27 protein-coding genes, 1 tRNA gene, 1 pseudogene and 1 other annotated feature are annotated in these 21,973 nt (G+C 50.3%); of the genes and pseudogenes, 22 read left to right on the top strand and 7 right to left on the bottom strand.

Annotation, left to right across the window (positions count from 1 at the left end):
- Positions 1-249 precede the first annotated feature (249 nt).
- The 7 genes from E1963_RS17810 (at position 250) to E1963_RS17780 (ending at position 5,551) form a co-directional block, all read left to right on the top strand.
- Positions 250-1,164 carry an NAD(P)/FAD-dependent oxidoreductase gene (locus E1963_RS17810; protein ID WP_132280976.1) on the top strand — a complete coding sequence of 305 codons (915 nt, stop codon included), beginning with the start codon at positions 250-252 and terminating at the stop codon, positions 1,162-1,164.
- Between the two features lie 60 nt (positions 1,165-1,224).
- Positions 1,225-1,447, top strand: a binding site (T-box leader).
- A gap of 45 nt (positions 1,448-1,492) precedes the next feature.
- A complete protein-coding gene (gene epsC, locus E1963_RS17805; protein ID WP_132280973.1) occupies positions 1,493-2,191 on the top strand; it encodes a serine O-acetyltransferase EpsC in 699 nt (232 codons plus the stop codon).
- 1 nt (position 2,192) lies between these two features.
- Entirely contained in the window at positions 2,193-3,599 is a 1,407-nt protein-coding gene (gene cysS / locus E1963_RS17800; RefSeq protein WP_132280970.1) for a cysteine--tRNA ligase, read from the top strand.
- A complete protein-coding gene (locus E1963_RS17795) occupies positions 3,584-4,033 on the top strand; it encodes a Mini-ribonuclease 3 (RefSeq protein ID WP_132280967.1) in 450 nt (149 codons plus the stop codon). Before cysS ends, E1963_RS17795 begins: the two co-directional genes overlap by 16 nt.
- The gene (gene rlmB, locus E1963_RS17790) at positions 4,030-4,782 is read left to right on the top strand and encodes a 23S rRNA (guanosine(2251)-2'-O)-methyltransferase RlmB (RefSeq protein ID WP_132280964.1); all 753 of its coding nucleotides are present in this window, start codon (positions 4,030-4,032) and stop codon (positions 4,780-4,782) included. The genes E1963_RS17795 and rlmB overlap by 4 nt, the downstream gene beginning before the upstream one ends.
- Positions 4,783-4,794: 12 nt before the next feature.
- Positions 4,795-5,406 carry a sigma-70 family RNA polymerase sigma factor gene (locus E1963_RS17785; protein ID WP_132280961.1) on the top strand — a complete coding sequence of 204 codons (612 nt, stop codon included), beginning with the start codon at positions 4,795-4,797 and terminating at the stop codon, positions 5,404-5,406.
- Between the two features lie 72 nt (positions 5,407-5,478).
- Positions 5,479-5,551: transfer RNA gene (locus E1963_RS17780), tRNA-Thr, on the top strand.
- Between the two features lie 198 nt (positions 5,552-5,749).
- Here E1963_RS17780 and E1963_RS20860 read toward each other — a convergent pair.
- The gene (locus E1963_RS20860) at positions 5,750-5,845 is read right to left on the bottom strand and encodes a putative holin-like toxin (RefSeq protein ID WP_233441568.1); all 96 of its coding nucleotides are present in this window, start codon (positions 5,843-5,845) and stop codon (positions 5,750-5,752) included.
- Positions 5,846-6,088: 243 nt separating this feature from the next.
- On the opposite strand from E1963_RS20860, the gene E1963_RS17775 reads away from it, so the two are divergent.
- From E1963_RS17775 to E1963_RS19485, 5 genes and pseudogenes are all read left to right on the top strand, one after another.
- On the top strand, positions 6,089-7,414 hold the full coding sequence (locus E1963_RS17775; protein ID WP_330570884.1) for an MATE family efflux transporter: 1,326 nt from the start codon (positions 6,089-6,091) through the stop codon (positions 7,412-7,414).
- Between the two features lie 76 nt (positions 7,415-7,490).
- On the top strand, positions 7,491-9,158 hold the full coding sequence (locus E1963_RS17770) for a glutamine--tRNA ligase/YqeY domain fusion protein (protein ID WP_132280955.1): 1,668 nt from the start codon (positions 7,491-7,493) through the stop codon (positions 9,156-9,158).
- A 16-nt stretch (positions 9,159-9,174) separates the two neighbouring features.
- Entirely contained in the window at positions 9,175-10,569 is a 1,395-nt protein-coding gene (gene pdxR, locus E1963_RS17765; RefSeq protein WP_132280952.1) for a MocR-like pyridoxine biosynthesis transcription factor PdxR, read from the top strand.
- 54 nt (positions 10,570-10,623) lie between these two features.
- Positions 10,624-10,941 (top strand): annotated as a pseudogene (locus E1963_RS17760) (MATE family efflux transporter); the annotation flags it as partial.
- 7 nt (positions 10,942-10,948) lie between these two features.
- A complete protein-coding gene (locus tag E1963_RS19485; protein ID WP_145964202.1) occupies positions 10,949-11,146 on the top strand; it encodes a hypothetical protein in 198 nt (65 codons plus the stop codon).
- Between the two features lie 108 nt (positions 11,147-11,254).
- Here E1963_RS19485 and E1963_RS17755 read toward each other — a convergent pair whose 3' ends face one another.
- On the bottom strand, positions 11,255-11,497 hold the full coding sequence (locus tag E1963_RS17755) for a hypothetical protein (RefSeq protein WP_132280949.1): 243 nt from the start codon (positions 11,495-11,497) through the stop codon (positions 11,255-11,257).
- Positions 11,498-11,680: 183 nt separating this feature from the next.
- Here E1963_RS17755 and cls point away from each other — a divergent pair, with 183 nt between their 5' ends.
- Positions 11,681-13,240, top strand: a complete 1,560-nt coding sequence (gene cls, locus E1963_RS17750; RefSeq protein WP_132280946.1) for a cardiolipin synthase — start codon at positions 11,681-11,683, stop codon at positions 13,238-13,240.
- 51 nt (positions 13,241-13,291) lie between these two features.
- On the opposite strand, the gene E1963_RS17745 is transcribed toward cls, so the two are convergent.
- Positions 13,292-13,531: a hypothetical protein gene (locus E1963_RS17745; RefSeq protein WP_132280943.1), complete on the bottom strand. Its 240-nt coding sequence runs from the start codon at positions 13,529-13,531 to the stop codon at positions 13,292-13,294.
- Between the two features lie 7 nt (positions 13,532-13,538).
- Complete coding sequence (locus E1963_RS17740; RefSeq protein ID WP_132280940.1) at positions 13,539-13,949, bottom strand: hypothetical protein; 411 nt, start codon at positions 13,947-13,949, stop codon at positions 13,539-13,541.
- 186 nt (positions 13,950-14,135) lie between these two features.
- On the opposite strand from E1963_RS17740, the gene E1963_RS17735 reads away from it, so the two are divergent.
- Positions 14,136-14,462 carry a helix-turn-helix domain-containing protein gene (locus E1963_RS17735; protein WP_132280937.1) on the top strand — a complete coding sequence of 109 codons (327 nt, stop codon included), beginning with the start codon at positions 14,136-14,138 and terminating at the stop codon, positions 14,460-14,462.
- A 75-nt stretch (positions 14,463-14,537) separates the two neighbouring features.
- On the opposite strand, the gene E1963_RS17730 is transcribed toward E1963_RS17735, so the two are convergent.
- Both E1963_RS17730 and E1963_RS17725 read right to left on the bottom strand, forming a co-directional pair.
- Positions 14,538-15,203 carry a serine/threonine-protein kinase gene (locus E1963_RS17730; RefSeq protein ID WP_243117796.1) on the bottom strand — a complete coding sequence of 222 codons (666 nt, stop codon included), beginning with the start codon at positions 15,201-15,203 and terminating at the stop codon, positions 14,538-14,540.
- A 1-nt stretch (position 15,204) separates the two neighbouring features.
- Positions 15,205-15,447, bottom strand: a complete 243-nt coding sequence (locus E1963_RS17725) for a hypothetical protein (RefSeq protein WP_132280931.1) — start codon at positions 15,445-15,447, stop codon at positions 15,205-15,207.
- A gap of 108 nt (positions 15,448-15,555) precedes the next feature.
- Here E1963_RS17725 and E1963_RS17720 point away from each other — a divergent pair, with 108 nt between their 5' ends.
- From E1963_RS17720 to E1963_RS19850, 3 genes are all read left to right on the top strand, one after another.
- Positions 15,556-15,984: a hypothetical protein gene (locus E1963_RS17720; protein WP_132280928.1), complete on the top strand. Its 429-nt coding sequence runs from the start codon at positions 15,556-15,558 to the stop codon at positions 15,982-15,984.
- 85 nt (positions 15,985-16,069) lie between these two features.
- Positions 16,070-17,344: an adenylosuccinate synthase gene (locus tag E1963_RS17715; protein ID WP_132280925.1), complete on the top strand. Its 1,275-nt coding sequence runs from the start codon at positions 16,070-16,072 to the stop codon at positions 17,342-17,344.
- Positions 17,345-17,619: 275 nt separating this feature from the next.
- Positions 17,620-17,775, top strand: a complete 156-nt coding sequence (locus E1963_RS19850; protein WP_167482251.1) for a hypothetical protein — start codon at positions 17,620-17,622, stop codon at positions 17,773-17,775.
- Positions 17,776-17,777: 2 nt separating this feature from the next.
- On the opposite strand, the gene E1963_RS17710 is transcribed toward E1963_RS19850, so the two are convergent.
- Entirely contained in the window at positions 17,778-17,999 is a 222-nt protein-coding gene (locus E1963_RS17710; protein ID WP_132280922.1) for a hypothetical protein, read from the bottom strand.
- Between the two features lie 90 nt (positions 18,000-18,089).
- Here E1963_RS17710 and E1963_RS17705 point away from each other — a divergent pair, with 90 nt between their 5' ends.
- From E1963_RS17705 to E1963_RS17690, 5 genes are all read left to right on the top strand, one after another.
- Positions 18,090-18,596 carry an SEC-C metal-binding domain-containing protein gene (locus tag E1963_RS17705; RefSeq protein WP_066577152.1) on the top strand — a complete coding sequence of 169 codons (507 nt, stop codon included), beginning with the start codon at positions 18,090-18,092 and terminating at the stop codon, positions 18,594-18,596.
- Positions 18,581-19,306 carry a YdcF family protein gene (locus tag E1963_RS17700; protein WP_132280919.1) on the top strand — a complete coding sequence of 242 codons (726 nt, stop codon included), beginning with the start codon at positions 18,581-18,583 and terminating at the stop codon, positions 19,304-19,306. The genes E1963_RS17705 and E1963_RS17700 overlap by 16 nt, the downstream gene beginning before the upstream one ends.
- 175 nt (positions 19,307-19,481) lie before the next feature.
- The gene (locus E1963_RS19845; RefSeq protein ID WP_167482250.1) at positions 19,482-19,796 is read left to right on the top strand and encodes a hypothetical protein; all 315 of its coding nucleotides are present in this window, start codon (positions 19,482-19,484) and stop codon (positions 19,794-19,796) included.
- Positions 19,706-20,056 carry an extracellular solute-binding protein gene (locus tag E1963_RS17695; RefSeq protein WP_132280916.1) on the top strand — a complete coding sequence of 117 codons (351 nt, stop codon included), beginning with the start codon at positions 19,706-19,708 and terminating at the stop codon, positions 20,054-20,056. The genes E1963_RS19845 and E1963_RS17695 overlap by 91 nt, the downstream gene beginning before the upstream one ends.
- 2 nt (positions 20,057-20,058) lie before the next feature.
- On the top strand, positions 20,059-21,972 hold the full coding sequence (locus E1963_RS17690) for an EAL domain-containing protein (RefSeq protein ID WP_132280913.1): 1,914 nt from the start codon (positions 20,059-20,061) through the stop codon (positions 21,970-21,972).
- Position 21,973: the final 1 nt, after the last annotated feature.

Raw genomic sequence — 21,973 nt, 5'->3', positions numbered from 1 at the left:
CGCAGTTGTGAACTCGTTCTAAATAAACCGTCATGCGGTATCTAACTGATTAACAATCAAACAAAGAGACTGTGGCTGGACACTTTCTGAAACCATCAGGTGGTAGCGAGGTGACACCAGTCCACAGTATCTCCAATATCATAGCCGTACCTGTAGAAAAGGTAAAGAATGGTTATGAAAATATAGTATCAAGACCTTGGAGAGGGTCTATAAACACTACTACTATATAATACGAGCGAGGTAAGGATTATGTATGATATATGTATCATAGGTGCGGGACCTGCGGGAATCAGCAGCGCGGTCTATGCGGCGAGCCGGGGGCTTGATACGGTCGTCCTGGAAGAAAAGGAAGTAGGAGGGCGGCTCGGCGGCGTGTCGACCGTAACCCACTACTCAGGAATCATAGAGGGAGAGACGGGCGCGTCGTTTGCAGAGCGGCTGAAGAAGCAGGCGGAATCCTATGGGATCGAGATACGCAATGAGAAAGTGGTATCCGCCGAACTGGCTGGAGATGTGAAGAAGATTACGACGGACAGCGGAAACTATGAGGCGAAAGCAGTAATCATAGCCGCAGGCACTACGCCGAAGAAGCTCGGGATACCTGGAGAAGCGGAACTGGAAGGGCATGGAGTCGGAATGAATGCGGCGAAGGCGGCAAAGGAGTACGAAGGCAGGGACATCTTTGTCGTCGGCGGCGCCGACGGAGCGGTGAAGGAGGCGCTGTTTCTGGCCGGGTATGCGAAGAAGCTCACGATAATCCATTTTGAGGATCAGCTCGGAGCAATCCCGGAATTTACCGAGAAGGTAACGAGAGCCGGAAACATCGAGCTGCGCCTGCATACGAGGCTTGCAGAGCTTCAGGGCGACGGCCGGGTAGAGATCCTGAAGCTGAGAGATGAACATACCAAAGAGACGGAAACGATCTGTTGTGACGGCTGCGGCGTATTTATCTATGCCGGATCCACGCCGAACACCGGCCTGTATCCTGAACTCGACCAGTCAGACGGCTATCTCGTGACAGATGGCAGGCAGATGACGAGTATTCCCGGCGTGTATGCGGCAGGAGACATCTGCGCGAAACAGGTGCGGCAGGCGGCGACGGCCGTTGCGGACGGTGCGGTGGCCGCAATCAATGCGGCAGCCTGGTGCAGAAGCAATGAATAAGGATATGAAAAAAGCAGTGTTGACAAAAACTGCTTTTTCTCATATTATATGATATATATGGTAAAGACAGGGAACGAAAAGAGTAACATGTCGCGTAACTAACAGAGAGAGGCTGTCACTGGCTGAAAGCAGCTTTGAGGGAAGGGCGTGTGAAGTGCATTCGGGAGTCTGTCCGGCGAACCGGTGAAACGGGTAGCCGGACACGGGTAGCACACGTTACGTGTTTCGAGTGGAAGCGTACGCTTCTATAAGAGTGGAACCGCGGGCATGCCCCGTCTCTTAATCTATGTTAAGAGACGGGGCATTTTTTATTTCAGAGGTGTTTATTATGGGTATACTGTCTTATGTAAGAGAAGAAGTGAAAGTAATCAGGGAGAGAGACCCTGCCATCAAATCGAATATGGAAGTGTTCCTGTATCCGAGCTTCAAGGTCATATTGAGATATCGGATCGCCCATAAGCTGTACCGGAAAAAGCACTTTTTCCTGGCCCGGTGGATCTCCCAGCGTGCGGCCAGGAAGACCGGGATAGAGATCCATCCGGGCGCGAGGATCGGCAAGGGGTTTTTCATCGACCACGGCAGCGGCGTAATCATCGGAGAGACGACGGAAATCGGCAACAACGTCACCTTGTACCAGGGAGTGACCCTGGGCGGTACCGGCAAGGAACAGGGCAAGCGGCATCCGACGCTGCGGGATAACGTGATGGTGAGCGCGGGCGCCAAGATACTCGGTTCCTTTACGATCGGAGAGAACTCTAAGATTGGAGCCGGTTCGGTCGTGCTTGAGGAAGTGCCGCCCAACTGTACGGTGGTGGGAGTGCCCGGCAGGGTAGTCAAGATGGGAGACCAGAGGATACCGCGTGTAGATATGGATCAGGTACATCTGCCGGATCCTATCAGCAACGATATCCGGGAACTGCAAAAGGACAATATCCGTATGCACCGGCAGATTCAGGAGATGGAGAAGCGCATGAGGTGCATGCGGGAAGACAATATAGAAGTGTTGGATGAGGAGGAAAAGGAATAATATGAAACTGTTTAATACGCTTACAAGAAAAAAAGAAGAATTCGTACCAGTGGAGGAAGGAAAGGTCAAGATGTACGTGTGCGGCCCCACGGTCTATAATTTCATCCATATCGGCAATGCAAGGCCGATGATCGTATTCGATACGGTAAGAAGATATTTTGAATATAAAGGATATGATGTGAACTATGTGTCCAACTTTACTGACGTGGACGACAAGATCATCAAGAAAGCGATTGAAGAGAGGGTGTCCGCGGACGAGATATCCAAACGCTATATCGCAGAGTGCAAGAAGGATATGGAAGGCATGAATGTAAAACCGGCCACGAAGCATCCGCTGGCTACGGAAGAGATATGCGGCATGGTGGAGATGATCGGCGACCTTATCGAGAAAGGCTATGCGTATGAGAAGAACGGTACCGTGTACTTCCGTACGAGAAGCTTCAAGGATTACGGGAAGCTCTCCCACAAGAATCTGGATGATCTGCGTACGGGGGAACGTTCTCTGCTGGTCACAGGTGAAGAGGAGAAGGAAGACCCGCTTGACTTTGTACTCTGGAAGCCGAAGAAGGAAGGGGAGCCGGCATGGGATTCGCCGTGGAGCGACGGACGTCCCGGATGGCATATCGAGTGTTCCGTCATGTCCAGGAAGTATCTCGGAGAGCAGATTGATATCCATGCAGGCGGCGAGGATCTTGTATTTCCTCATCATGAAAATGAGATTGCCCAGAGTGAGGCGGCAAACGGCAAGGAATTTGCGAAATACTGGATGCACAATGCATTCCTCAACATCGACAACCATAAGATGAGCAAATCTCTTGGCAATTTCCGCACGGTCAGGGAGATCAGCGGACAATATGACCTGCAGGTGCTTCGGTTCTTCATGCTGAGCGCCCATTACAGGAGTCCGCTCAACTTCAGCGCCGACCTGATGGAAGCATCCAGGAACGGACTGGAGCGTATCGTCAATGCGGCGGATAACCTGAAGTTCCTCATGGGCAATGCGAAGAACGAAGAGATGTCCGCAGAGGAACAGGAGGCGTATGCAAAGTCAGAAGCGTTCGTAGAAGGCTTCGAGGCCGCGATGGAGGATGACTTCAATACGGCTGATGCAGTTGCAGCAGTGTTCGATCTGGTCAAATATATCAACACGACGGCAGACGGGGCAAGCTCCAGAGCCTATCTGCAGGCGCTGTTCGGACGGCTTGTCAAATTAACGGACGTATTGGGGTTGATTGTTGACAAAAAAGAGGATATGCTGGAAGAAGACATAGAAAAGCTTATTGCCAAGCGTCAGGCCGCGCGTAAGGAAAAGAACTTCGCACGCGCGGATGAGATACGCGACGAGCTGCTTGAGAAAGGCATTATATTAGAAGACACACGTGAAGGAGTAAAATGGAAAAAGGCATAGAATGGCAGTTTGATTCATATATGCGCGAGACTTTTCAGATGAAAGAGGTGGATATGAACGAGTATTCACCTCTTACTTTGGCGTATATTGGTGACAGTATTTTTGATCTGATAATCAAGAGCCTTGTAGTGAATGAAGGCAACCGGCAGGTGAACAAGCTGCATAAGGAGACGAGCTCCTATGTGCAGGCATCCGCCCAGTCCCGGATGATGCGGACGATTCAGGACCAGCTGACGGAAGAAGAGCATACGATCTATAGAAGGGGCAGGAACACCAAGAGCGTATCGCCGGCCAAGAACCAGACGCTGGCAGACTACAGGCGGGCCACCGGCTTCGAGGCTCTGATGGGGTATCTGTATCTGAGGCAGGATTACAGGCGGATGATGGAACTCGTCAAGCTGGGGCTTGACAGTATAAAAGGAGAGGACAAATGAGTGAACGTCAGGTAAATGAATTGATGATCGAGGGGCGCAATGCGGTGCTGGAGGCATTCCGCTCAGGCAGGCCGGTGGATAAGGTGTTCATCCTCGATGGATGCCAGGACGGCCCTGTCCGCACTATCGTAAGGGAGGCGAAGAAGCACGATACGGTGCTGAATTTCGTGACAAAAGAACGGCTTTCGCAGATGTCGGAGACAGGGAAGCACCAGGGGGTCATCGCTTATGGTGCGGCCTATGAGTATGCGGAAGTAGAGGACATGCTCGCCCTTGCCCGGGAGCGGGGGGAAGACCCGTTCCTCTTCGTGCTCGACAACATCGAAGATCCGCACAATCTCGGCGCGATCATCCGTACGGCCAATCTGGCCGGCGCCCACGGAGTCATCATTCCAAAGCGCCGGGCGGCAGGGCTTACGGCGACTGTGGCAAAGACATCCGCGGGAGCCTTGAACTACACGCCGGTGGCGAAGGTGACGAACCTGTCCAAGACGATGGAAGAGCTGAAGGAAAAGGGGCTCTGGTTCGTCTGTGCAGATATGGACGGGGAATCTATGTACCGCCTGAACCTCACCGGCCCGATTGGCCTCGTGATAGGCAGCGAAGGGGAAGGGGTCGGACGTCTTGTAAAGGAAAAGTGCGATTTTGCGGCAGGCATCCCGATGAAGGGTGACATAGATTCCCTCAACGCATCGGTGGCGGCAGGAGTGCTCGCCTATGAAATCGTAAGGCAGCGCTTGCAGAAATAGAGAGGTGTGGTTATGTCCGATTATGAGAAGATGACAGACGAACAGCTGATCCGGAACCTGAGGGGCGGGGAAAAGGCGATTGTCGATTATATTATGGACAAGTATAAGAATCTCGTCCGGAAAGAGGCGAACGCCATGTACCTTCTCGGCGGTGAAAACGACGACCTGATCCAGGAGGGGATGATCGGCCTGTTCAAAGCGGTGGAAGATTATGACGTGGAACAGGAGGCGTCTTTCTTCAGCTTCGCAAGGCTGTGCATCACCCGGCAGATGTATTCTGCCATCGAGGCGTCCCGCCGGAAAAAGCACAGTCCGCTGAACTCTTATATATCGCTCTACGACCAGGAGGATGAAAAGGGCTCCCTGCTGGAGACGATGGAGGCGGGGGGAGAGAGCAACCCGGAGGAGCTGTTTTTGAGCAAGGAGTATGTTGCGCTTTTGGAGAGCGAGCTGGAGGAACAGCTGAGCGATCTGGAGAGCAGGGTGCTCTATCTGCATCTGATGGGGACGGATTACCGCACGATTGCCAAGCTGATCGACAAAAGCCCGAAGACGGTCGATAATGCCCTGCAGCGCATCAAGAATAAGACGGAGAAGATTCTGGCCAGGGAAGAGACGAAGTAAGAAAATAGTTAAAAGATATTGACAAACAGTCATGTGATATTGTATATTATTAACGTTGCATATTACATGTATGCTGTCTTGGCGCAGTCGGTAGCGCGTCGCCTTGGTAAGGCGGAGGCCGGGGGTTCAAGTCCCCTAGACAGCTTTCAAAACATCGGAAATAAGGGCTTTACAGGGAATACATCTTCGAGAGGCCTTTCTTTCATTTATGTTGTAAAGAAGCTTTACATTCAAAGAATTTATGCTATAATAATCATAGAAGTAGGAGCAACCGCCCACAAAGTGGTTAGCCTCTAGTTGGCAAAAAGCCTACCTATACCGCCAAGTACAAAGGTAGGCTTTTTTATTTTCGCTTGTTATTCCTATCTATGTAGGCAAGCAGTGCGATGAGAAAAGTACCGCCTAAAAATAAAAGGCTGAGAACTTCGTATGTATTCATACGCACCACCTCCCCTCTTCTGTAAAGTATGGGAGGCTACCACCTTGTTGTACACGATTGCTCCGTGAATAAATGATATCATAGCAAAGATGAAAATACAATCATGTAATGTGTGTGGATTATTTGTTGTAAATGAGCTGTCAAAGTGTTCAAGTCCCCTAGACAGCTTGATTACTCCCTTTCAGGGAGTATTTTTTTCGTTGTTATGAGAGAGGGCGAAGGCTAATGAGAAAATCAACAGTTATGACAGAGGGAGTTATATGGAAGGAGATGCTGTTCTTCTCTATTCCGCTTATTCTGGGCAACCTGTTCCAGCAGCTGTATAATACGGTCGATTCCATCATCGTGGGTAATTATATCGGCAGCGAGGCGCTGGCGGCAGTCGGATCCAGCTCTTCCATCATCAACCTGCTCATAGGGTTCTGTATCGGAGCTTCGGCGGGCGCGGGCGTAGTCATCTCGCAGTTCTACGGGGCGAGGGATGAAAAGGGTTTGAAAAAGGCAGTGCACACGACCGTTGCCATATCCATAGCGGCAGGCGTCATATTGACCGTGGCGGGGATCCTGCTGGCCCCCGTCATCCTGAGGGCTATGGGGACACCGGCGGAAGTGTTCAGAGAGGCGGTCATCTATCTGCAGGTGTATTTCGGCGGAATCGTGTTTTCCGTCATCTACAATATGTCCGCAGGAATCCTGAATGCGGTCGGCAATTCCAAGCGGTCCCTCGTATACCTGATGATAGCCGCGTTATCGAATATCATACTTGATATCTTGTTCGTCATCGTGCTTAAGATGGGAATCGTGGGTGCCGCGCTTGCCACGGATATCAGCCAGCTTCTGTCCTGTATCTTCATTATATTATACCTTGTCAGGAGCAAGGAAGTATATCATGTGAACATCAGGGAAATCCGCTTTTATGACAATCTGCTGTCCAAGATCATAAGGATCGGGCTTCCGACCGGAATACAGAATATCGTCATCTCATTTTCCAACGTTATCGTCCAGTCCAGCGTCAACAGCTTCGGGGCTGTGGCGATGGCAGGATTTGCCGCCTACATCAAGATAGACGGATTCAATATCCTTCCGGTGCTGAGCTTTGGCATGGCGGCTGCCACATTTGCAGGGCAGAACGTAGGTGCCGGCAGATATGACAGGGTGAAGAGGGGCATGTTCGTCTCGGTCGGGATGGGTGTCATCTATACGATTCTGACAGGTATACTGCTGCTTACCTTTGCGCCTCAGGTCATAGGCGTATTTACGAAGAACCCGGACGTAGTTGGATACGGGGTATATATCATGCGGTTCTTCTGCCCGTTCTACTGGCTGCTCGGAATACTGCAGGTACTGTCCGGCACGATACGTGGGACGGGAAAGACGATGGAGACGATGCTCGTATTCCTCTTCTCCCTCTGCATCTTCCGGGTGGCCTGGATATGGGGGGCGCTTGCCATCGAACACAAGCTCGACTGGGTCATGACCGCTTATCCGCTGTCCTGGCTTGTAGGAGCCGTCCTCATCCTGCTGTATGCATGGAAAGGGAACTGGATGCCCATCCAAAAACGTGAATGAACGACCTTGTTCTGCCCGCTGTTTTATGATAAGATAAGGAACACAAATGCTACTGTATCCATAAGGAGGATTAATAATGGGAGAAGAGATGATTTCCAAGAATTTTATTGAACAGGAGATAGATAGAGACCTGGCGGAGGGAGTATATTCGGAGGTATGTACGAGATTCCCGCCGGAACCGAACGGTTATCTCCATATCGGACATGCCAAATCCATTCTGCTTAACTATGGGCTGTCTCAGAAATATGACGGCACGTTCCATCTCAGGTTCGACGATACGAACCCGACGAAAGAGGACACGGAATTTGTGGAGTCTATCAAGGAAGATGTGAAGTGGCTCGGAGCAGACTGGAAGGAGCACCTGTATTTTGCATCGGATTACTTCGATGTCATGTATGATTGTGCGCTCACGCTGATTAAGAAAGGGAAGGCATATGTGTGTGACCTGAGCGCCGAAGAGATCAGGGAATACCGTGGTACGCTGACAGAGCCGGGGAAGAACAGCCCTTACCGGGACCGCACTGTGGAAGAGAACCTTGCCCTGTTCGAGGCCATGAAGAACGGCGAGTATAAAGACGGGGAAAAAGTGCTCAGGGCGAAGATCGATATGGCCTCTCCGAACATCAACATGCGCGACCCGGTCATCTACCGGGTGGCACGAATGGCACATCACAATACGGGGGATAAATGGTGCATCTACCCGATGTATGACTTCGCCCATCCGATCGAGGATGCGGTAGAGAAGATAACCCATTCCATCTGTACGCTCGAATTTGAGGACCACAGGCCCTTGTACGACTGGGTGGTTAAGGAGTGCGGATTCGATCCGGCACCGCGCCAGATTGAGTTCGCGAAGCTCTACCTGACTAATGTGGTGACAGGAAAGCGCTATATCAAGAAGCTCGTGCAGGACGGAATCGTAGACGGGTGGGACGACCCGAGGCTCGTCTCTATAGCGGCGCTCAGAAGAAGGGGCTTCACTCCGGAATCCATCAAGATGTTCGTGGAGATGTGCGGCGTGTCCAAGAGCCAGAGCTCTGTCGACTATGCGATGCTGGAATACTGTATCCGTGAAGATCTGAAGCTCAAAAGGCCGCGCATGATGGCGGTGCTGGATCCAATCCGGCTTGTCATCGACAATTATCCCGAAGGTGAAGTGGAATACCTGGACGTGGACAACAATATGGAGAATCCGGAGCTTGGGACGCGCAAGGTGCCGTTCAGCCGGGAACTGTATATAGAACGGGATGACTTTATGGTCGAACCTCCGAAGAAATATTTCCGTCTCTTTCCCGGCAACGAGGTAAGGCTCATGCATGCGTATTTTGTCACGTGCCAGAGTTATGAGACAGACGAAGCCGGCAATGTGACGGTCGTGCACTGCACATATGACCCGGAGACGAAATGCGGAACCGGATTTACGGGACGCAAGGTAAAAGGGACGATCCACTGGGTTGCGGCGCCATATGCAAAGCCGGCGGAAGTACGGCTGTACGAGAACCTCGTAGATGAAGAAAAAGGGGTATACAACAAGGAGGACGGGTCGCTGAACCTGAATCCGAATTCCCTGGAAGTGCTTCAGAACTGCTATGTAGAAGACAGCTTTGGCAGTGCGAAGGGATGTGACAGCTTCCAGTTCGTGCGGAACGGATACTTCTGTATCGACTCAAGAGATTCTTCGCCGGAGCATCTGGTGTTTAACAGGATCGTATCCCTTAAGAGCTCCTTCAAGCTGCCAAAATAGACGAAAATAGACGATTATGAATAAACTGACGATAAACCTGAAGAGCGATTCCAAAATTCCGCTCTATGAACAGATATATGATTATATCAAAAATGACATCCAGACAGGACGTATCGCTTACGGGGAGAAGCTGCCTTCCACAAGGTCGCTGTCCAGGCATCTGGAAGTGAGCAGGAGCACGGTAGAGCTGGCATACGAGCAGCTCCTGTCGGAAGGCTATATAGAATCAAGGCCGTGCAGAGGATTCTTCGTATCCGAGATCGAAGAGCTGTATTCCATCAGGAAAGCGAAGCCGCAGGCAGAGCGGCAGGAAAAGGAGCAGAGGAGATACCGGTATGATTTTACGCCGAACGGGGTAGACTTGAAGAGCTTTCCGTACAATGTGTGGAGAAAGCTTTCAAGAGAGATTCTTACCGACGACAGGACGGAGCTGTTCCGTTCCGGCAATTCCCAGGGCGAATACGGCTTCCGCTGTGCCATATGCAGCTACCTGTACCAGGCGCGCGGGGTGAACTGCACGCCGGAGCAGGTAGTCGTAGGGGCGGGGAATGATTATATCCTCATGCTGCTCAGTACGGTGCTCGGGCCCGGGCATAAGGTTGCCTTCGAGGATCCTGCCTACATGCAGGCATACCGCCTCTTTAGAAGCCTGTCCTATGAGACGGTCTCCGTAGGGATGGACAAAAACGGCATGTGCATCCCGGAGCTGGCGCGTTCGGGGGCAGATGTGGCGTACGTGACCCCATCGCACCAGTATCCGACCGGTACGGTGATGCCAATCCGACGGAGGCTTGAGCTTCTCAAATGGGCACAGGAACGTGTGGAACGCTACATCATCGAAGATGATTATGACAGTGAATTCCGTTATAAGGGGAAGCCGATTCCGGCGCTGCAGGGTTATGATGCAGACGGAAAAGTCATCTATCTCGGCACATTCTCCAAATCGATAGCGCCTGCCATCCGTCTGAGCTATATGGTACTGCCTGAGCCGCTTCTGGACGTGTACGACAAGAAGAGCAGGTTCGTCAATTCGACCGTTTCCAAAGTGGATCAGCTGATCGTGCAGAAGTTCATCGAAGAGGGATATTATGAACGTCATCTCAACAAGACGAGAGCGCTGTATAAGAGCCGTCATGATGTCCTGATCGAAGAACTGAAGCCGCTTCTTGACATATGTACGATATCAGGAGAACATGCGGGAGTGCATCTGCTCCTGACATTTGCCAACGGACTTACGGAGAAGGAACTGATCCGGAGGGCGCAGGAGAAGGACATCCGCGTATATGGGCTTTCCGATTATATGATACGGTACCCGAAGGAGACGAGCCATACGGTTCTGCTTGGCTATGCGAACCTGACGGAAGAACAGATCAAGGAAGCAGTCCACATCCTTGCCGGCTGCTGGAAATAAACAGTATCTCCCAAAATGTGGTGGAGTACAAGAAAAAGATTGGGGGAAGAAAGAATGGTTAAGAATCTCACGAACGGCAGGCTACTTAAGCTGCTGTTTTTTTTTGCGATGCCGATGGTGCTTGGCTACCTGTTCCAGCAGCTCTATAATATGGTAGACTCGATGGTGGTAGGAAAGTTTGTGGGCGAGGATGCACTGGCAGCAGTCGGTTCCTCGTTTCCGGTCGTATTCCTGTCCGTAGCCATAGCGGCCGGCCTCTCCATGGGATGCACGGTTGTCATATCACAGCTTTTCGGGGCGGGGCAGATCAAAGAGATGAAGACGACGGTATTTACGGCTGTGATTGCCCTTGGTGCAATCGGCTTGCTTCTCCAATGCCATGTCGAGCTACACGGCCCAGAATATCGGTGCCGGTAAGGACGAACGGGTAGAGGAAGGATATAAGGCGAGCCTTCTGATGGTACTGATTAGGTTCAAGCGCAATCTGGTGGTCCATACCGATTGGATGGGGCATCGGAGCGATATTTTCATATGTGCGAATCAGAAGCGGGAAATGGAAGAGCAGGAAGCTGCTTGAGGAGAAGGAAGACGTAACGTAAAAAGAGCCGCCGGCAGACAGCCGGCAGCTCTTTTTCCCCTTCCGCCCTGCCTGATGGCAGAATGGGCCGGGACTGATAACTGTATATTACTTCTCTTCGGTGTCAGAAGAAGCGTCTTCTTCATTCTTTCCTGTTGAATTTAAAGGTACGTATTCCCGGTCTGCGGTTGATTTCAAGTCAGTGTCAAGGTCGAAGTCCTCGTCCTCGAAATCATCTTCAAACTCATCTTCCTCATCACAGATGTTTTTCTTCTTAAAATAATAGACAAGCCCGGCGATAGCACTGCCAATTGCGGCCAGTCCCAGTATTCTCTTACCCCATTTAGACATAATCGTAACTCCTTCCTGAATTTTACATTCATATACTATCCCTTATTGTAATACTTTTTGCTGAAAAAGGAAAGGGAAAAGGTCTCTTTTTTGGTAAAAAGGGGACCTTCATCTGTATTGTAGACAGAAAAAAAGTATGTTAAACTGTACAGATAGCGAGATAAGAAAGGAAGTAACGGATTTATGCAGAATGAAGCACCGGGTACGGCCAAAAAGGGCCTGTTCAGGATTATATTCAGCAGGATGGGCATCATCTTTCTGCTGCTTATGCTGCAGATAGGCGTGTTCATAGGAACTACGATATATCTGACAGAATATATGGCATATATATACGGTGCATTTACCATATTAGGTATCATCGTACTCATATATATCATCAATTCAGAGGGGAATCCGGCGTTCAAGATGACGTGGATGCTCTGCGTGCTGGCGCTGCCTGTCATTGGCACCTTGTTCTACCTGTACGTTAAGACCCAGTTCGGTACACGGTACATGAAGCACCGGCTTGCCCACCTCAGGCTTGAGACGGCTCCGTATATGGAACAGGATCAGGATATCGTGGATGCCATCTGGGCGAGCCGGTCTGCCAATGCGCAGCTTGCCTACTACCTGTCCAACCAGCTCGGATTTCCGACCTACCGGAATACGCAGGTGAAGTATTTTCCACTGGGCGAGGACAAGTTCCGCGCGATGGCGGCCGAGCTGAAGAAAGCGAGGAAGTTCATATTCCTGGAGTATTTTATCGTGGAAGAAGGGCACATGTGGAATACGATCCTTGAGATATTGAAGGATAAGGTAAGGGAGGGGGTCGAGGTACGGTTCATGTATGACGGCATGTGCGCCATCTCGATGCTTCCGTACAATTATCCGGAGCAGATACGCAGATATGGAATCAAGTGCAAGATGGTGAGCCCCGTGAAGCCGTTCCTCTCTACGGTACAGAATAACCGAGACCACAGGAAGATCTGTGTCATCGACGGGATGGTGGGATTTACCGGAGGGGTGAACCTGGCGGATGAGTATATCAATGAAAAGGTCCGGTTCGGCCACTGGAAGGACACTGCGGTCATGCTGAAAGGCGACGCGGTGCAGAGCCTTACGATGATGTTCCTGCAGATGTGGAACGTGGATGAGCGGCGCGCGGAAGGCTACAGCAAGTACCTGACGGAGAAGACGCCGGGGCTTAGGCGGGAGCTCGGCTATGTCATCCCTTATGGGGACAGCCCGTTTGATGATGAAAATGTAGGGGAGGAAGTTTATTTCCACATATTGAACCATGCCAAGAAGTATGTGCATATCATGACCCCTTACCTCATCATCGACAATGAGATGATTACGACACTTACCCGTGCCGCGAAAAGCGGAATCGAGGTTGTCATCATCATGCCGCATATACCAGACAAGTGGTACGCGTTTGCCGTCGCCAAGACTTATTATAAAGAGCTTATCGAGGGCGGCGTGCAGATATATGAGTATACGCCGGGGTTCGTACATGCCAAGATATTCGTATCGGATGATGACACCGCGACCGTCGGTACGATTAATCTGGATTATAGAAGCCTGTATCTTCATTTTGAATGCGGCGTATTCATCTATAACAATTCAGAAGTGGACAAGATTGAACGGGATTTCCAGAGGACGCTTGTAAAATGCCACAAGGTGACGCTGATGGAAGTGAAGAAGCGGACGATGCTGACCAAGATCATGGGACAGGTGCTGCGGCTGTTCGCACCGCTCATGTAGAATAGTCAGCCAGAAGATACGGCCCGGGGCAATATGCTCCGGGCCGTCATTTTATTGAAGGGCAAGCTTAAAGATTGCTTTCTCTTCTTTCAGCTTACTGTCTGTCTGTGTGACCGTTATCGTGATGGACGAACTCTCTGTTTTGAGTCCGTATGCCGCCTGTACGCCTGTACACTTGGCTCCGACGGGCGTCTCCTGCGGATAGTTGGAGATGGACAGCGGATAGGTGGACGCCACCTCGCCGCCTTCGTCTATGACGGTAAACTCATTATCGCTGAAATATAAGTCCATGAATCCTTCAAAGCCGATCTTTAATTGTTATTTTTTTTGTCTTTACCGCGGCAATTACATATACGATGCCGAACGCGCAGGCGATGAAGCCCCAGACAGGCAGGTCGCCAAAGGAACTGCCTGTCCCGATAGTCAGAGCCGCCCCGATAAAGTAGAACACGCTGCAGACGGCAGGTCCTGCGGCGCCGGCAGAGTTTCTCGTCGCAACGCCGATGATGCCTGCAATCAGATAAACGAATGCCAGCAGCAGCCCCGCGGTACCGCTTGTCGCATTATTCTGCTCCAGAGCATTGCTCAGCCCCGCGGCACAGGACTGAAACGATATCAGTGCAAAGAGCACGATGGAAATGATGCCTGTGACCAGCCGTCCGGTGGCGAGGGCCCCTTTTTGCTGCTTGTTTTTTTTGTCCGGATTCATAATCTCCCCTCCTCTTTCTAGTATGATAGTTTAGTTTTTGTGGCTTGTTGAACTTTGTCGGTTCAGCAAGTATATATTTTATCAATTGTAATAATGCTATGAGCATACTGATATAATGCGATTGGCATATTACAACTGTAAAATAATCGATGTAAAATTGCAGTAATAGGATGTGAGGGTTGTCATATGGATTACGTAGCACTTGGAAGAAGAATAAAAGAAGAACGTTTGAAACTGAATATGACCCAAGAACGGCTGGCGGAAGAAGTGAACCTCTCCACCTCGTATATCGGGCAGATTGAGAGAGGGGAGCGGAAACTGACGCTGGACAGCCTTATAAATATCACGAATTGTCTTGGTGTTACTGTCGATTATCTTCTTCAGGAATCCATAAGCCAGGAACAGTCATCCTACAGGGATATCTGGATGAACCTTTTGTCAGACGCGACACCTAAGGAAAAAGAGATGGTGGTGAATCTGACAAAATTGCTATTAAATTATATGGATGAATAACCAAAAAGAACTTCTGCCATTACTATACAGAAGTTCTTTTTTATATTGGTATGCACAGAGCATACACGGATCTTTTTATGGAAAAAACAAGAGCTGCAGCATCAAGAAGAAGATACAGGCGGAGAAGGACAGGAATAGAAGGCCTGCTTTCGCCGCTGTTATTTTTGCACGCGTCATGCTGCTAAATACCGAAAAGTGTTTCGTGTAATAGCCCCAGTCGGTCACGATCGCCCATGGCACATACAAAAACCAGATGGAATACAGCCACATTTCAAACCTTGTATTGCCGCTGCTCAAGGGGGCAGCCGCAGTGCGGTAGCCTATGTAGAGCATAATCATATATCCGAAGACGCCCACGGCCATCTTCCATGGCTTCCGTGTCCGGAATCCGGGAAAGAAACGAATCCAGCCGGTGGACGCGACCGCTTCTTTTGACAGAAACGGCACTTCGCCCGGAAGGATGCGCCTGTCCAGTACAGCGGCCAGTGCTCTGACGGTCTGGTACCGGGCGTCCGGATCGATAGCCGTACACCGTTCCACGATGCTCCGGTAGAAGAGTTCCTTGGGCAGCTTCTGCGAAGGGAGGGATCCTGTCAGCAGAACGTTCAGCAGCACGCCTGCCGCATAGATGTCCGTGCGTTCATCCGTCTGGCCGAAACCGAACTGTTCCGGAGCCGCGAAGCCCGCGGTGCCCAGTATCGTCGTGTCCTGGTTCCGGTCTTCTTTCTTCGTCCTTGATATATCAAAGTCGATGAGCTTCAGGACGGCATCTGTGGAGATGATGATATTGCCGGGCGAGATTCGGATGGTCCAGTATGGTCATCTTCTGATAGATGGGAAACTGTGCGCCGGACACCTGCTTTCTGACGGCAAGCGCACCGCTGGAAGCATTTTTCACGAGATAAGTGGTGCACGGCTCCTTCTCCTGGAGAGGGGCGAGCACGGTATAATTGTAATCGAGATAGCTGTTTTTTAAGTTTTCCATGAGATTCGTATCCTTTGTCCTTGATTTTTCCTGATATTCATTTTATCATATCTCATTGAACATTAGTAGCTGATTTCGCAGGAGTGCTGTTTAGGACGGGAGGATAAGATGGTGGAGAAGAATAAATCAACGGAAGAATTACTGGAGCTGTTAAAGAAGAAGCGGAGTTTTGACGAATATCTGAAAGAAACGCCGGAATTTATAACGGGCGGGCTGCCTGCTTGCCTGGAACAGATGCTTGTCCAAAAGGGCAGGAAGAAGGCGGATGTTATCCACGGCTCGCAGCTTGACCGCAATTATGCATACCAGATATTTTCGGGGACACGCAAGCCGACCAGGGATAAGCTGCTGGCGCTCGGATTCGGAATGGGGCTTTCTATCGAAGAGATGCAGAAGGTGCTTAAGACATCGGAATATCCTGTCCTATATGTGAAGAATAAGAGGGACAGCATCATACTGTTCGGCCTTGACAAGCAGATTTCCATCGGAGAGATGAACGAACTGCTGTACGAGATGGGGGAAGATATCATCGAGTAGTTTTGGAAAATAGCATTTTACACGGCAGATAAAATATAGTATAATGCTATAGGCAAAGTTAGTTGATAACACAGGAGGAATTGAAATGGTTAAAGCAGTAGTGGGTGCTAACTGGGGAGACGAAGGAAAAGGCAAGATTACCGACATGCTCGCCGAGAAGGCCGATATCATAGTGAGGTTCCAGGGCGGGGCCAACGCAGGGCATACGATTATTAACAATTATGGAAAATTTGCGCTTCATACGCTGCCGTCGGGAGTGTTCTATCATCATACGACGAGCGTAATCGGCAATGGCGTCGCTCTTGATATACCGGTCCTGTTCAACGAGATACAGTCTGTCATAGAGCAGGGCGTCCCTGCGCCGAAGATTCTCGTATCCGACCGGGCGCAGATCGTCATGTCTTACCATAAGGCCTTCGATGCATATGAAGAAGAGCGGCTTGGGGGCAGATCATTCGGATCGACGAAGTCCGGCATCGCCCCTTTCTATTCTGATAAATATGCCAAAGTGGGCTTCCAGGTGAGCGAGCTGTTCGATGATGAACTGCTGAGGGAGAAGGTAGTGCGCGTGGCGGAGCTGAAGAATGTGCTGCTTAAGCATCTCTATCATAAGCCTGCAATGAATCCTGATGAATTATATGATGAATTACAAGAGTATAAGAAGATGGTAGAGCCATATGTATGTGACGTATCGCTCTTCCTTGACAATGCAATAAGCGAAGGCAGGGAGATACTGCTGGAGGGGCAGCTCGGCTCTCTGAAGGATCCGGACCACGGAATCTATCCGATGGTGACGTCATCGTCTACGCTTGCCGCCTACGGTGCCATCGGGGCAGGCATCCCGCCGTATGAGATCAAGAAGATCATCACCGTATGCAAGGCCTACTCAAGCGCGGTAGGAGCGGGCGCATTTGTCAGTGAGATCTTTGGCGAGGAGGCGGACGAGCTGAGACGCCGCGGCGGAGACGGCGGAGAGTTCGGCGCCACGACAGGACGGCCACGAAGAATGGGATGGTTCGACTGCGTGGCATCCAAATACGGGTGCAGGATGCAGGGAACGACAGATGTCGCGTTTACCGTGCTGGACGTGCTCGGCTATCTGGACGAGATTCCGGTGTGCGTCGGATATGAGATCAACGGGGAAGTGACGACAGACTTCCCGACGACCCATCTGCTTGAGAAGGCAAAGCCTGTGCTGGAGACGCTGCCGGGCTGGAAATGCGATATACGCGGCATAAAGGAATACGGCAAGCTGCCGGAAAACTGCCGCAGATATATAGAATTTATAGAAGGACAGATCGGTTATCCGATCACGATGGTCTCTAACGGACCAGGCAGAGAGGATATCATATATAAGTAATAGAGCAGGACGGATGCCATCAGGCATCCGTTTCTTGTCATCTGGGTACACCACAAAATGCAATTTGGGACGTAACCCTTTTTAAAAAGATCACGTCCCTTTCTGCTTCAGCAAATTTTAAGAAACGTGCCACAGTGTAGACACATTTTATGATTATAATGGATTTGTGCTTTTAAAACAGGCATAATGCGAGGGGAGCCACAATATAATAATAAAGCCGGGAGTCGGGGCTTCACGGCTGACGAGTATGAATAATGGAAATGGAGGTATCTACTATGCAGCAGAGAAATGAGTCGAATTACCCAGAAGTGATATCAATGGAAGAATACCTTACAAAGAGACGAAAAATAAGGGAAAAAGAACAGAAGAGGCAGGGAAAGGGCGCAGAAAAAAAACGCCCTGCGTGGATGCTGGCGGAGCTTTATGTGTGATATTAAACAGAATCGTCGTTCCCGCTCCCGCTACCTTTCGTAATCTTATATACGAGGGTATAGGCGTACAGAAGTACGGGGAGTATGACTGTGCACACGATGGATGCCTTTAGAAGCCCCATCGTTTCGGAGCTGTCCAGCAAGGCGAAGACAAGTGTGCTGATATACATGCCGACAAGCAGAACCGCGCCGGACAGAGCTATGATACGTTTTATCTTTTTCATCGGAATCATCCTTTACATCTAATCGAGTCTTTAGTATATTATATAAAGAGCAAGATAAAATTGCAAATGAATACAGAAGGAGTATGTTATATGAGTCGTACGTTATTAGAACAGTGGAGAGATACAGCCTATAATGAACAGGCAGACAAAGGAGAGCTGCAGAAGTTCTGGTCCACATATTTTCAGATTGAGAAGGAGATATATGAACAGCTTCTGGAACAGCCGGATGAAGAAGTAAAAGGGACGGTGAAAGAGCTTGCCGAAAAGTACGGCCAGGAAGTATTCACGATGGCCGGTTTCCTCGATGGCATCAACGACAGCCTGAAGGAGCCGAATCCAATCGAGACGATGGAAGAAGATACGGTGGTGAGCCTTGCCTTTGATAAAGAGACGCTGTATAAGAATATGGTTGCGGCCAAAGCCGACTGGCTATACGAGCTGCCGCAGTGGAAGAACATATACACGGAAGAGGAGCTGAAAGCTCTGTACAAGGAGCAGAAGCAGTCCGGCACGATCCGGAAAGAGAAGGAACCGGGGCGAAATGACCCATGTCCGTGCGGTTCCGGCAAGAAGTATAAGAAATGCTGTGGAAGGTAGCACTGCCTGCGGCAGGCGCCGTCTGCCTCCTGTACTATGGGGCGGTCAGCATACGTCTGCGCAGATGGAACTCTACTTTTGCGAGATTCTGGCTGGCGGCCGGGGCTCTGTGTGCCGTGCTGCTGGTGCTGTTCAAGATGCGACCGGTACTGGCGAAAAGCCCGCTGTGGAAGCTGATTTGGATTCCTGCGGCCGCGTTCGCCTTCGTAGAGATACGCATAGCCGGTGGAATGGTTTCTACCGAGGAGAAGGGCATACCGTATCTCATCGTCCTCGGTGCCCAGGTAAGAGGGACGAAGGTTACAGATTCCCTGAGGAGAAGGCTCAGGCGTTCCGCCGCATATCTGTCTGAGAATCCGGAGACGACGGTGATAGTATCCGGAGGACAGGGGCCGGGAGAGGATATCTCGGAAGCGGAGGCAATGGAGGCATATCTTATCGGCTGCGGAATAGAACGAAGCAGAATCCTTCTGGAAGATCAATCAAAGTCGACGGAGGAGAACCTTGCGTTCTCGGCACGATATCTGCCGGATAAGGCCGTGAAGGTAGGAATCGTATCAAATAATTTTCACATGTACCGCGCCTGCTTATATGCCAGAAGGATTGGCTATAAAGATGTGTGCCGTATCCCGGCAGGGTGCAGCCCGCTGCTTTTCGTCAACTATATGGTCAGGGAGTTCTTTGCAGTGTGCAGGTTATGGCTGCCTTAGCAGACATCAAAGGCCGATAAAAGTATTTATTGGACATTAACAGTTCAATTCTACATAAACTTTTGATTTAAGAATAGTAATATGCTATATTATAAGGTATAGCATATTGCTATTTTTTTCTATTTTCTTTTACTAAAAAGTGAGGACAGGGAGGCCAAAAATAAAAAAAAGAATTGTGTATGCATGCATCATAGCCTTGCTAACGGGTATGACGGCAGGATGTACGGGAAAGACCGGTAAAGGGGCACATACCGATAAACTTACCGTGATAGAGATAGAGACATATTACAACGGGGCCGCCAAAATAGCGCTTGATGAACTGGTAGAAGAATTCAACGATACCGTTGGAGATGAAAAAGGGACCTTCCCGACATATTCAGCTGCTATGGTTCCAACGCCATGGAATTTGAGGAAGAAGGGCTGCTGGCTGATCTGGATGATTACTTTACGAAAGATGAGCTGGACGAGTATATCGAAGAAGGCAGGATAGGAAAGGATAAGCCGCTCGTCGTGTTCCCGATAGCAAAGTCGACGGAAGTGATGACGATCAACAAAATCGACTGGGATAAGTTCGCACTCGAGACCGGTGCCGATCTGAGGCAGCTTTCTACATGGGAAGGCCTGGCCGACACGGCGGAAGCTTTTTATGAATGGTCCGGTGGCAAAGCCCTGTTCGGACGTGACGCATTTGCCAATTATATACTTACAGGCGCACTTCACCGTACAGCAGGGAAAAGTGGGCGATCATAGGCGTGCTCCCGGAGAGCACGCTGTTCCGGTCGTCAGACCGGCTGCAGATGACAGTGATGATAGCATTTGCAGCGTCTATCGTGCTCGGCATTGCTGGAGCGGTGGTCGGCAGCTACTTCTTCACCCGTCCGATCAGGCAGATGGTCGATGAAATCCGCAGCAAGGATGTCAACGACGAGCTGAAGTTCCAATCGTCCAACGCGCAGGAGATAGATGCCCTGGAGAACGCGATTGTCTCGTTCTATGTCAATGTGAGGCAGAATGCGTCTAAAGAATCCCAGATCATCGAGCTGGTGAACCTGCCTCTCGGCGTCGTGGAATACCAAAGAGGCACGGAGAAAGTGTTCTGTACAAAGAAAGTCATCAAGATGTTTATGATGAATAAGAAGTATTACAGCCGTGGCTACCTTGACCGGAAATACTTTGAAGATTATCTGAAAGAGGCAGGACTTGAAGAGCTGCTTGACAAATCCTGGGAGAAAGACTACCAGATTGCCCACACGATCCAGCAGAGATGGGTACATCTGAAGTCGCTGGCGGACGAGGATAAGACGTTGCTTACTGTTCTGGACATCACGAAAGACATCTATGAGAGGCAGAAGATAGAGTATGAGAGGGATTACGATATCCTGACCCATCTGCTGAACCGGCGGGCCTTTAACAGGAGGATGAAGCAGCTGCTGCAGGAGGGCAGCAGCCTGACGCTTGGGGCGATGATCATGTGGGACCTTGATAATCTGAAATATGTCAATGACACATACGGACATGATTATGGCGATCAGTATATACAGAGGGCCGCGGTCGTATTCGGCGGCCTGGCGCGAGACGGCGGCATCATCGGACGCATCTCCGGGGATGAATTCCTGGCCTTTGTTCCAGATTGTGGAAGTAAGGAATGGCTTCTGGAAAAAGTAGAGGAAGTCAAAAGACAGCTGAACAACACAAGGGTCGTCATGCCGGACGGAGAGTCGATAGCAGTTCGTGCTTCCGGCGGCATCGCATGGTATCCGCACGACGGCAGAAATCTGGATGAGCTGAGGAAGTATGCGGACTTTGCCATGTATGATACGAAAAACAGCTATAAAGGCGTATTTAAGCAGTTCGACAGGAAAGCCTATGAAAAAGATGCTTTTCTGCTGCAGGGCAGGGAACAGCTGAACAAGCTGATTGAGGATGAACTGGTCAACTATGCGTTCCAGCCGATCGTAAGTACGAAGGATGGAAGCGTGGCCGCCTATGAAGCATTGATGCGTCCCATCATGGAAGACCTGGCTTCCCCCGCCGATGTCATGCGTCTGGCAATCTCCCAGTCAAGGCTTCCGGACATTGAAAAGCTTACGTTCTGCAAGGCATTTGAGGAGTACGCGTCACAGCGGGACGCGTTTGGCGACAGGAAGCTGTTTGTCAATTCCATACCGAACCAGATACTTTCAGAAGAGCTGCTATATAGCCTGTTTGAGCGGTACCAGATAGGAATGGACACGCTCTTCGTGGAAATGATTGAAAGCGAACAGACGGATATCGGGATTATGGAAGATAAGATCCAGATGCTGAAAGCATTCCACGCACAGCTTGCGGTCGACGACTTCGGTGCCGGATACAGCTCAGAATCGACACTCCTCTACATGCAGCCGGATTATGTCAAGCTCGATATGAGCATCGTAAGGGACATCCACAGAGACAAAGACCGCCAGGCACTTGCGGTGAGCACGCTCAACTATACGAGGCCGAGAGGGATAAAAGTTATCGCAGAAGGAGTTGAGACCGCAGAAGAGATGGAGACGCTCATATCACTCGGCATCGACTATCTGCAAGGCTTCTATGTCGGCAGGCCGGATACTGTAGTGAAGGATGTGGATGAGAAGATACAAAGGGAGATAAAAGAGCTGAACGAAAAAGCCGGCAAAAGGATATGAA

The organism is Extibacter muris (genome assembly GCF_004345005.1).
Classification (GTDB): domain Bacteria; phylum Bacillota; class Clostridia; order Lachnospirales; family Lachnospiraceae; genus Extibacter; species Extibacter muris.
This window is presented reverse-complemented; position numbering and strand designations above follow the sequence as displayed.

Coding starts and splice junctions, on each gene's coding strand:
- E1963_RS17795 (WP_132280967.1), top strand. CDS start 3,584: ATGGAAAAAGGCATAGAATGGCAGTTTGATTCATATATGCGCGAGACT.
- E1963_RS17740 (WP_132280940.1), bottom strand. CDS start 13,949: ATGAATCCGGACAAAAAAAACAAGCAGCAAAAAGGGGCCCTCGCCACC.
- rlmB (WP_132280964.1), top strand. CDS start 4,030: ATGAGTGAACGTCAGGTAAATGAATTGATGATCGAGGGGCGCAATGCG.
- pdxR (WP_132280952.1), top strand. CDS start 9,175: ATGAATAAACTGACGATAAACCTGAAGAGCGATTCCAAAATTCCGCTC.
- E1963_RS20860 (WP_233441568.1), bottom strand. CDS start 5,845: ATGAATACATACGAAGTTCTCAGCCTTTTATTTTTAGGCGGTACTTTT.
- E1963_RS17745 (WP_132280943.1), bottom strand. CDS start 13,531: ATGGACTTATATTTCAGCGATAATGAGTTTACCGTCATAGACGAAGGC.
- E1963_RS17700 (WP_132280919.1), top strand. CDS start 18,581: ATGCTGTGGAAGGTAGCACTGCCTGCGGCAGGCGCCGTCTGCCTCCTG.
- E1963_RS17710 (WP_132280922.1), bottom strand. CDS start 17,999: ATGAAAAAGATAAAACGTATCATAGCTCTGTCCGGCGCGGTTCTGCTT.
- E1963_RS17770 (WP_132280955.1), top strand. CDS start 7,491: ATGGGAGAAGAGATGATTTCCAAGAATTTTATTGAACAGGAGATAGAT.
- E1963_RS17725 (WP_132280931.1), bottom strand. CDS start 15,447: ATGGAAAACTTAAAAAACAGCTATCTCGATTACAATTATACCGTGCTC.
- E1963_RS17705 (WP_066577152.1), top strand. CDS start 18,090: ATGAGTCGTACGTTATTAGAACAGTGGAGAGATACAGCCTATAATGAA.
- epsC (WP_132280973.1), top strand. CDS start 1,493: ATGGGTATACTGTCTTATGTAAGAGAAGAAGTGAAAGTAATCAGGGAG.
- E1963_RS19850 (WP_167482251.1), top strand. CDS start 17,620: ATGCAGCAGAGAAATGAGTCGAATTACCCAGAAGTGATATCAATGGAA.
- E1963_RS17755 (WP_132280949.1), bottom strand. CDS start 11,497: ATGTCTAAATGGGGTAAGAGAATACTGGGACTGGCCGCAATTGGCAGT.
- E1963_RS17775 (WP_330570884.1), top strand. CDS start 6,089: ATGACAGAGGGAGTTATATGGAAGGAGATGCTGTTCTTCTCTATTCCG.
- E1963_RS19485 (WP_145964202.1), top strand. CDS start 10,949: ATGTCGAGCTACACGGCCCAGAATATCGGTGCCGGTAAGGACGAACGG.
- cysS (WP_132280970.1), top strand. CDS start 2,193: ATGAAACTGTTTAATACGCTTACAAGAAAAAAAGAAGAATTCGTACCA.
- E1963_RS17715 (WP_132280925.1), top strand. CDS start 16,070: ATGGTTAAAGCAGTAGTGGGTGCTAACTGGGGAGACGAAGGAAAAGGC.
- E1963_RS17735 (WP_132280937.1), top strand. CDS start 14,136: ATGGATTACGTAGCACTTGGAAGAAGAATAAAAGAAGAACGTTTGAAA.
- E1963_RS17810 (WP_132280976.1), top strand. CDS start 250: ATGTATGATATATGTATCATAGGTGCGGGACCTGCGGGAATCAGCAGC.
- cls (WP_132280946.1), top strand. CDS start 11,681: ATGCAGAATGAAGCACCGGGTACGGCCAAAAAGGGCCTGTTCAGGATT.
- E1963_RS17720 (WP_132280928.1), top strand. CDS start 15,556: ATGGTGGAGAAGAATAAATCAACGGAAGAATTACTGGAGCTGTTAAAG.
- E1963_RS17695 (WP_132280916.1), top strand. CDS start 19,706: ATGGAATTTGAGGAAGAAGGGCTGCTGGCTGATCTGGATGATTACTTT.
- E1963_RS17785 (WP_132280961.1), top strand. CDS start 4,795: ATGTCCGATTATGAGAAGATGACAGACGAACAGCTGATCCGGAACCTG.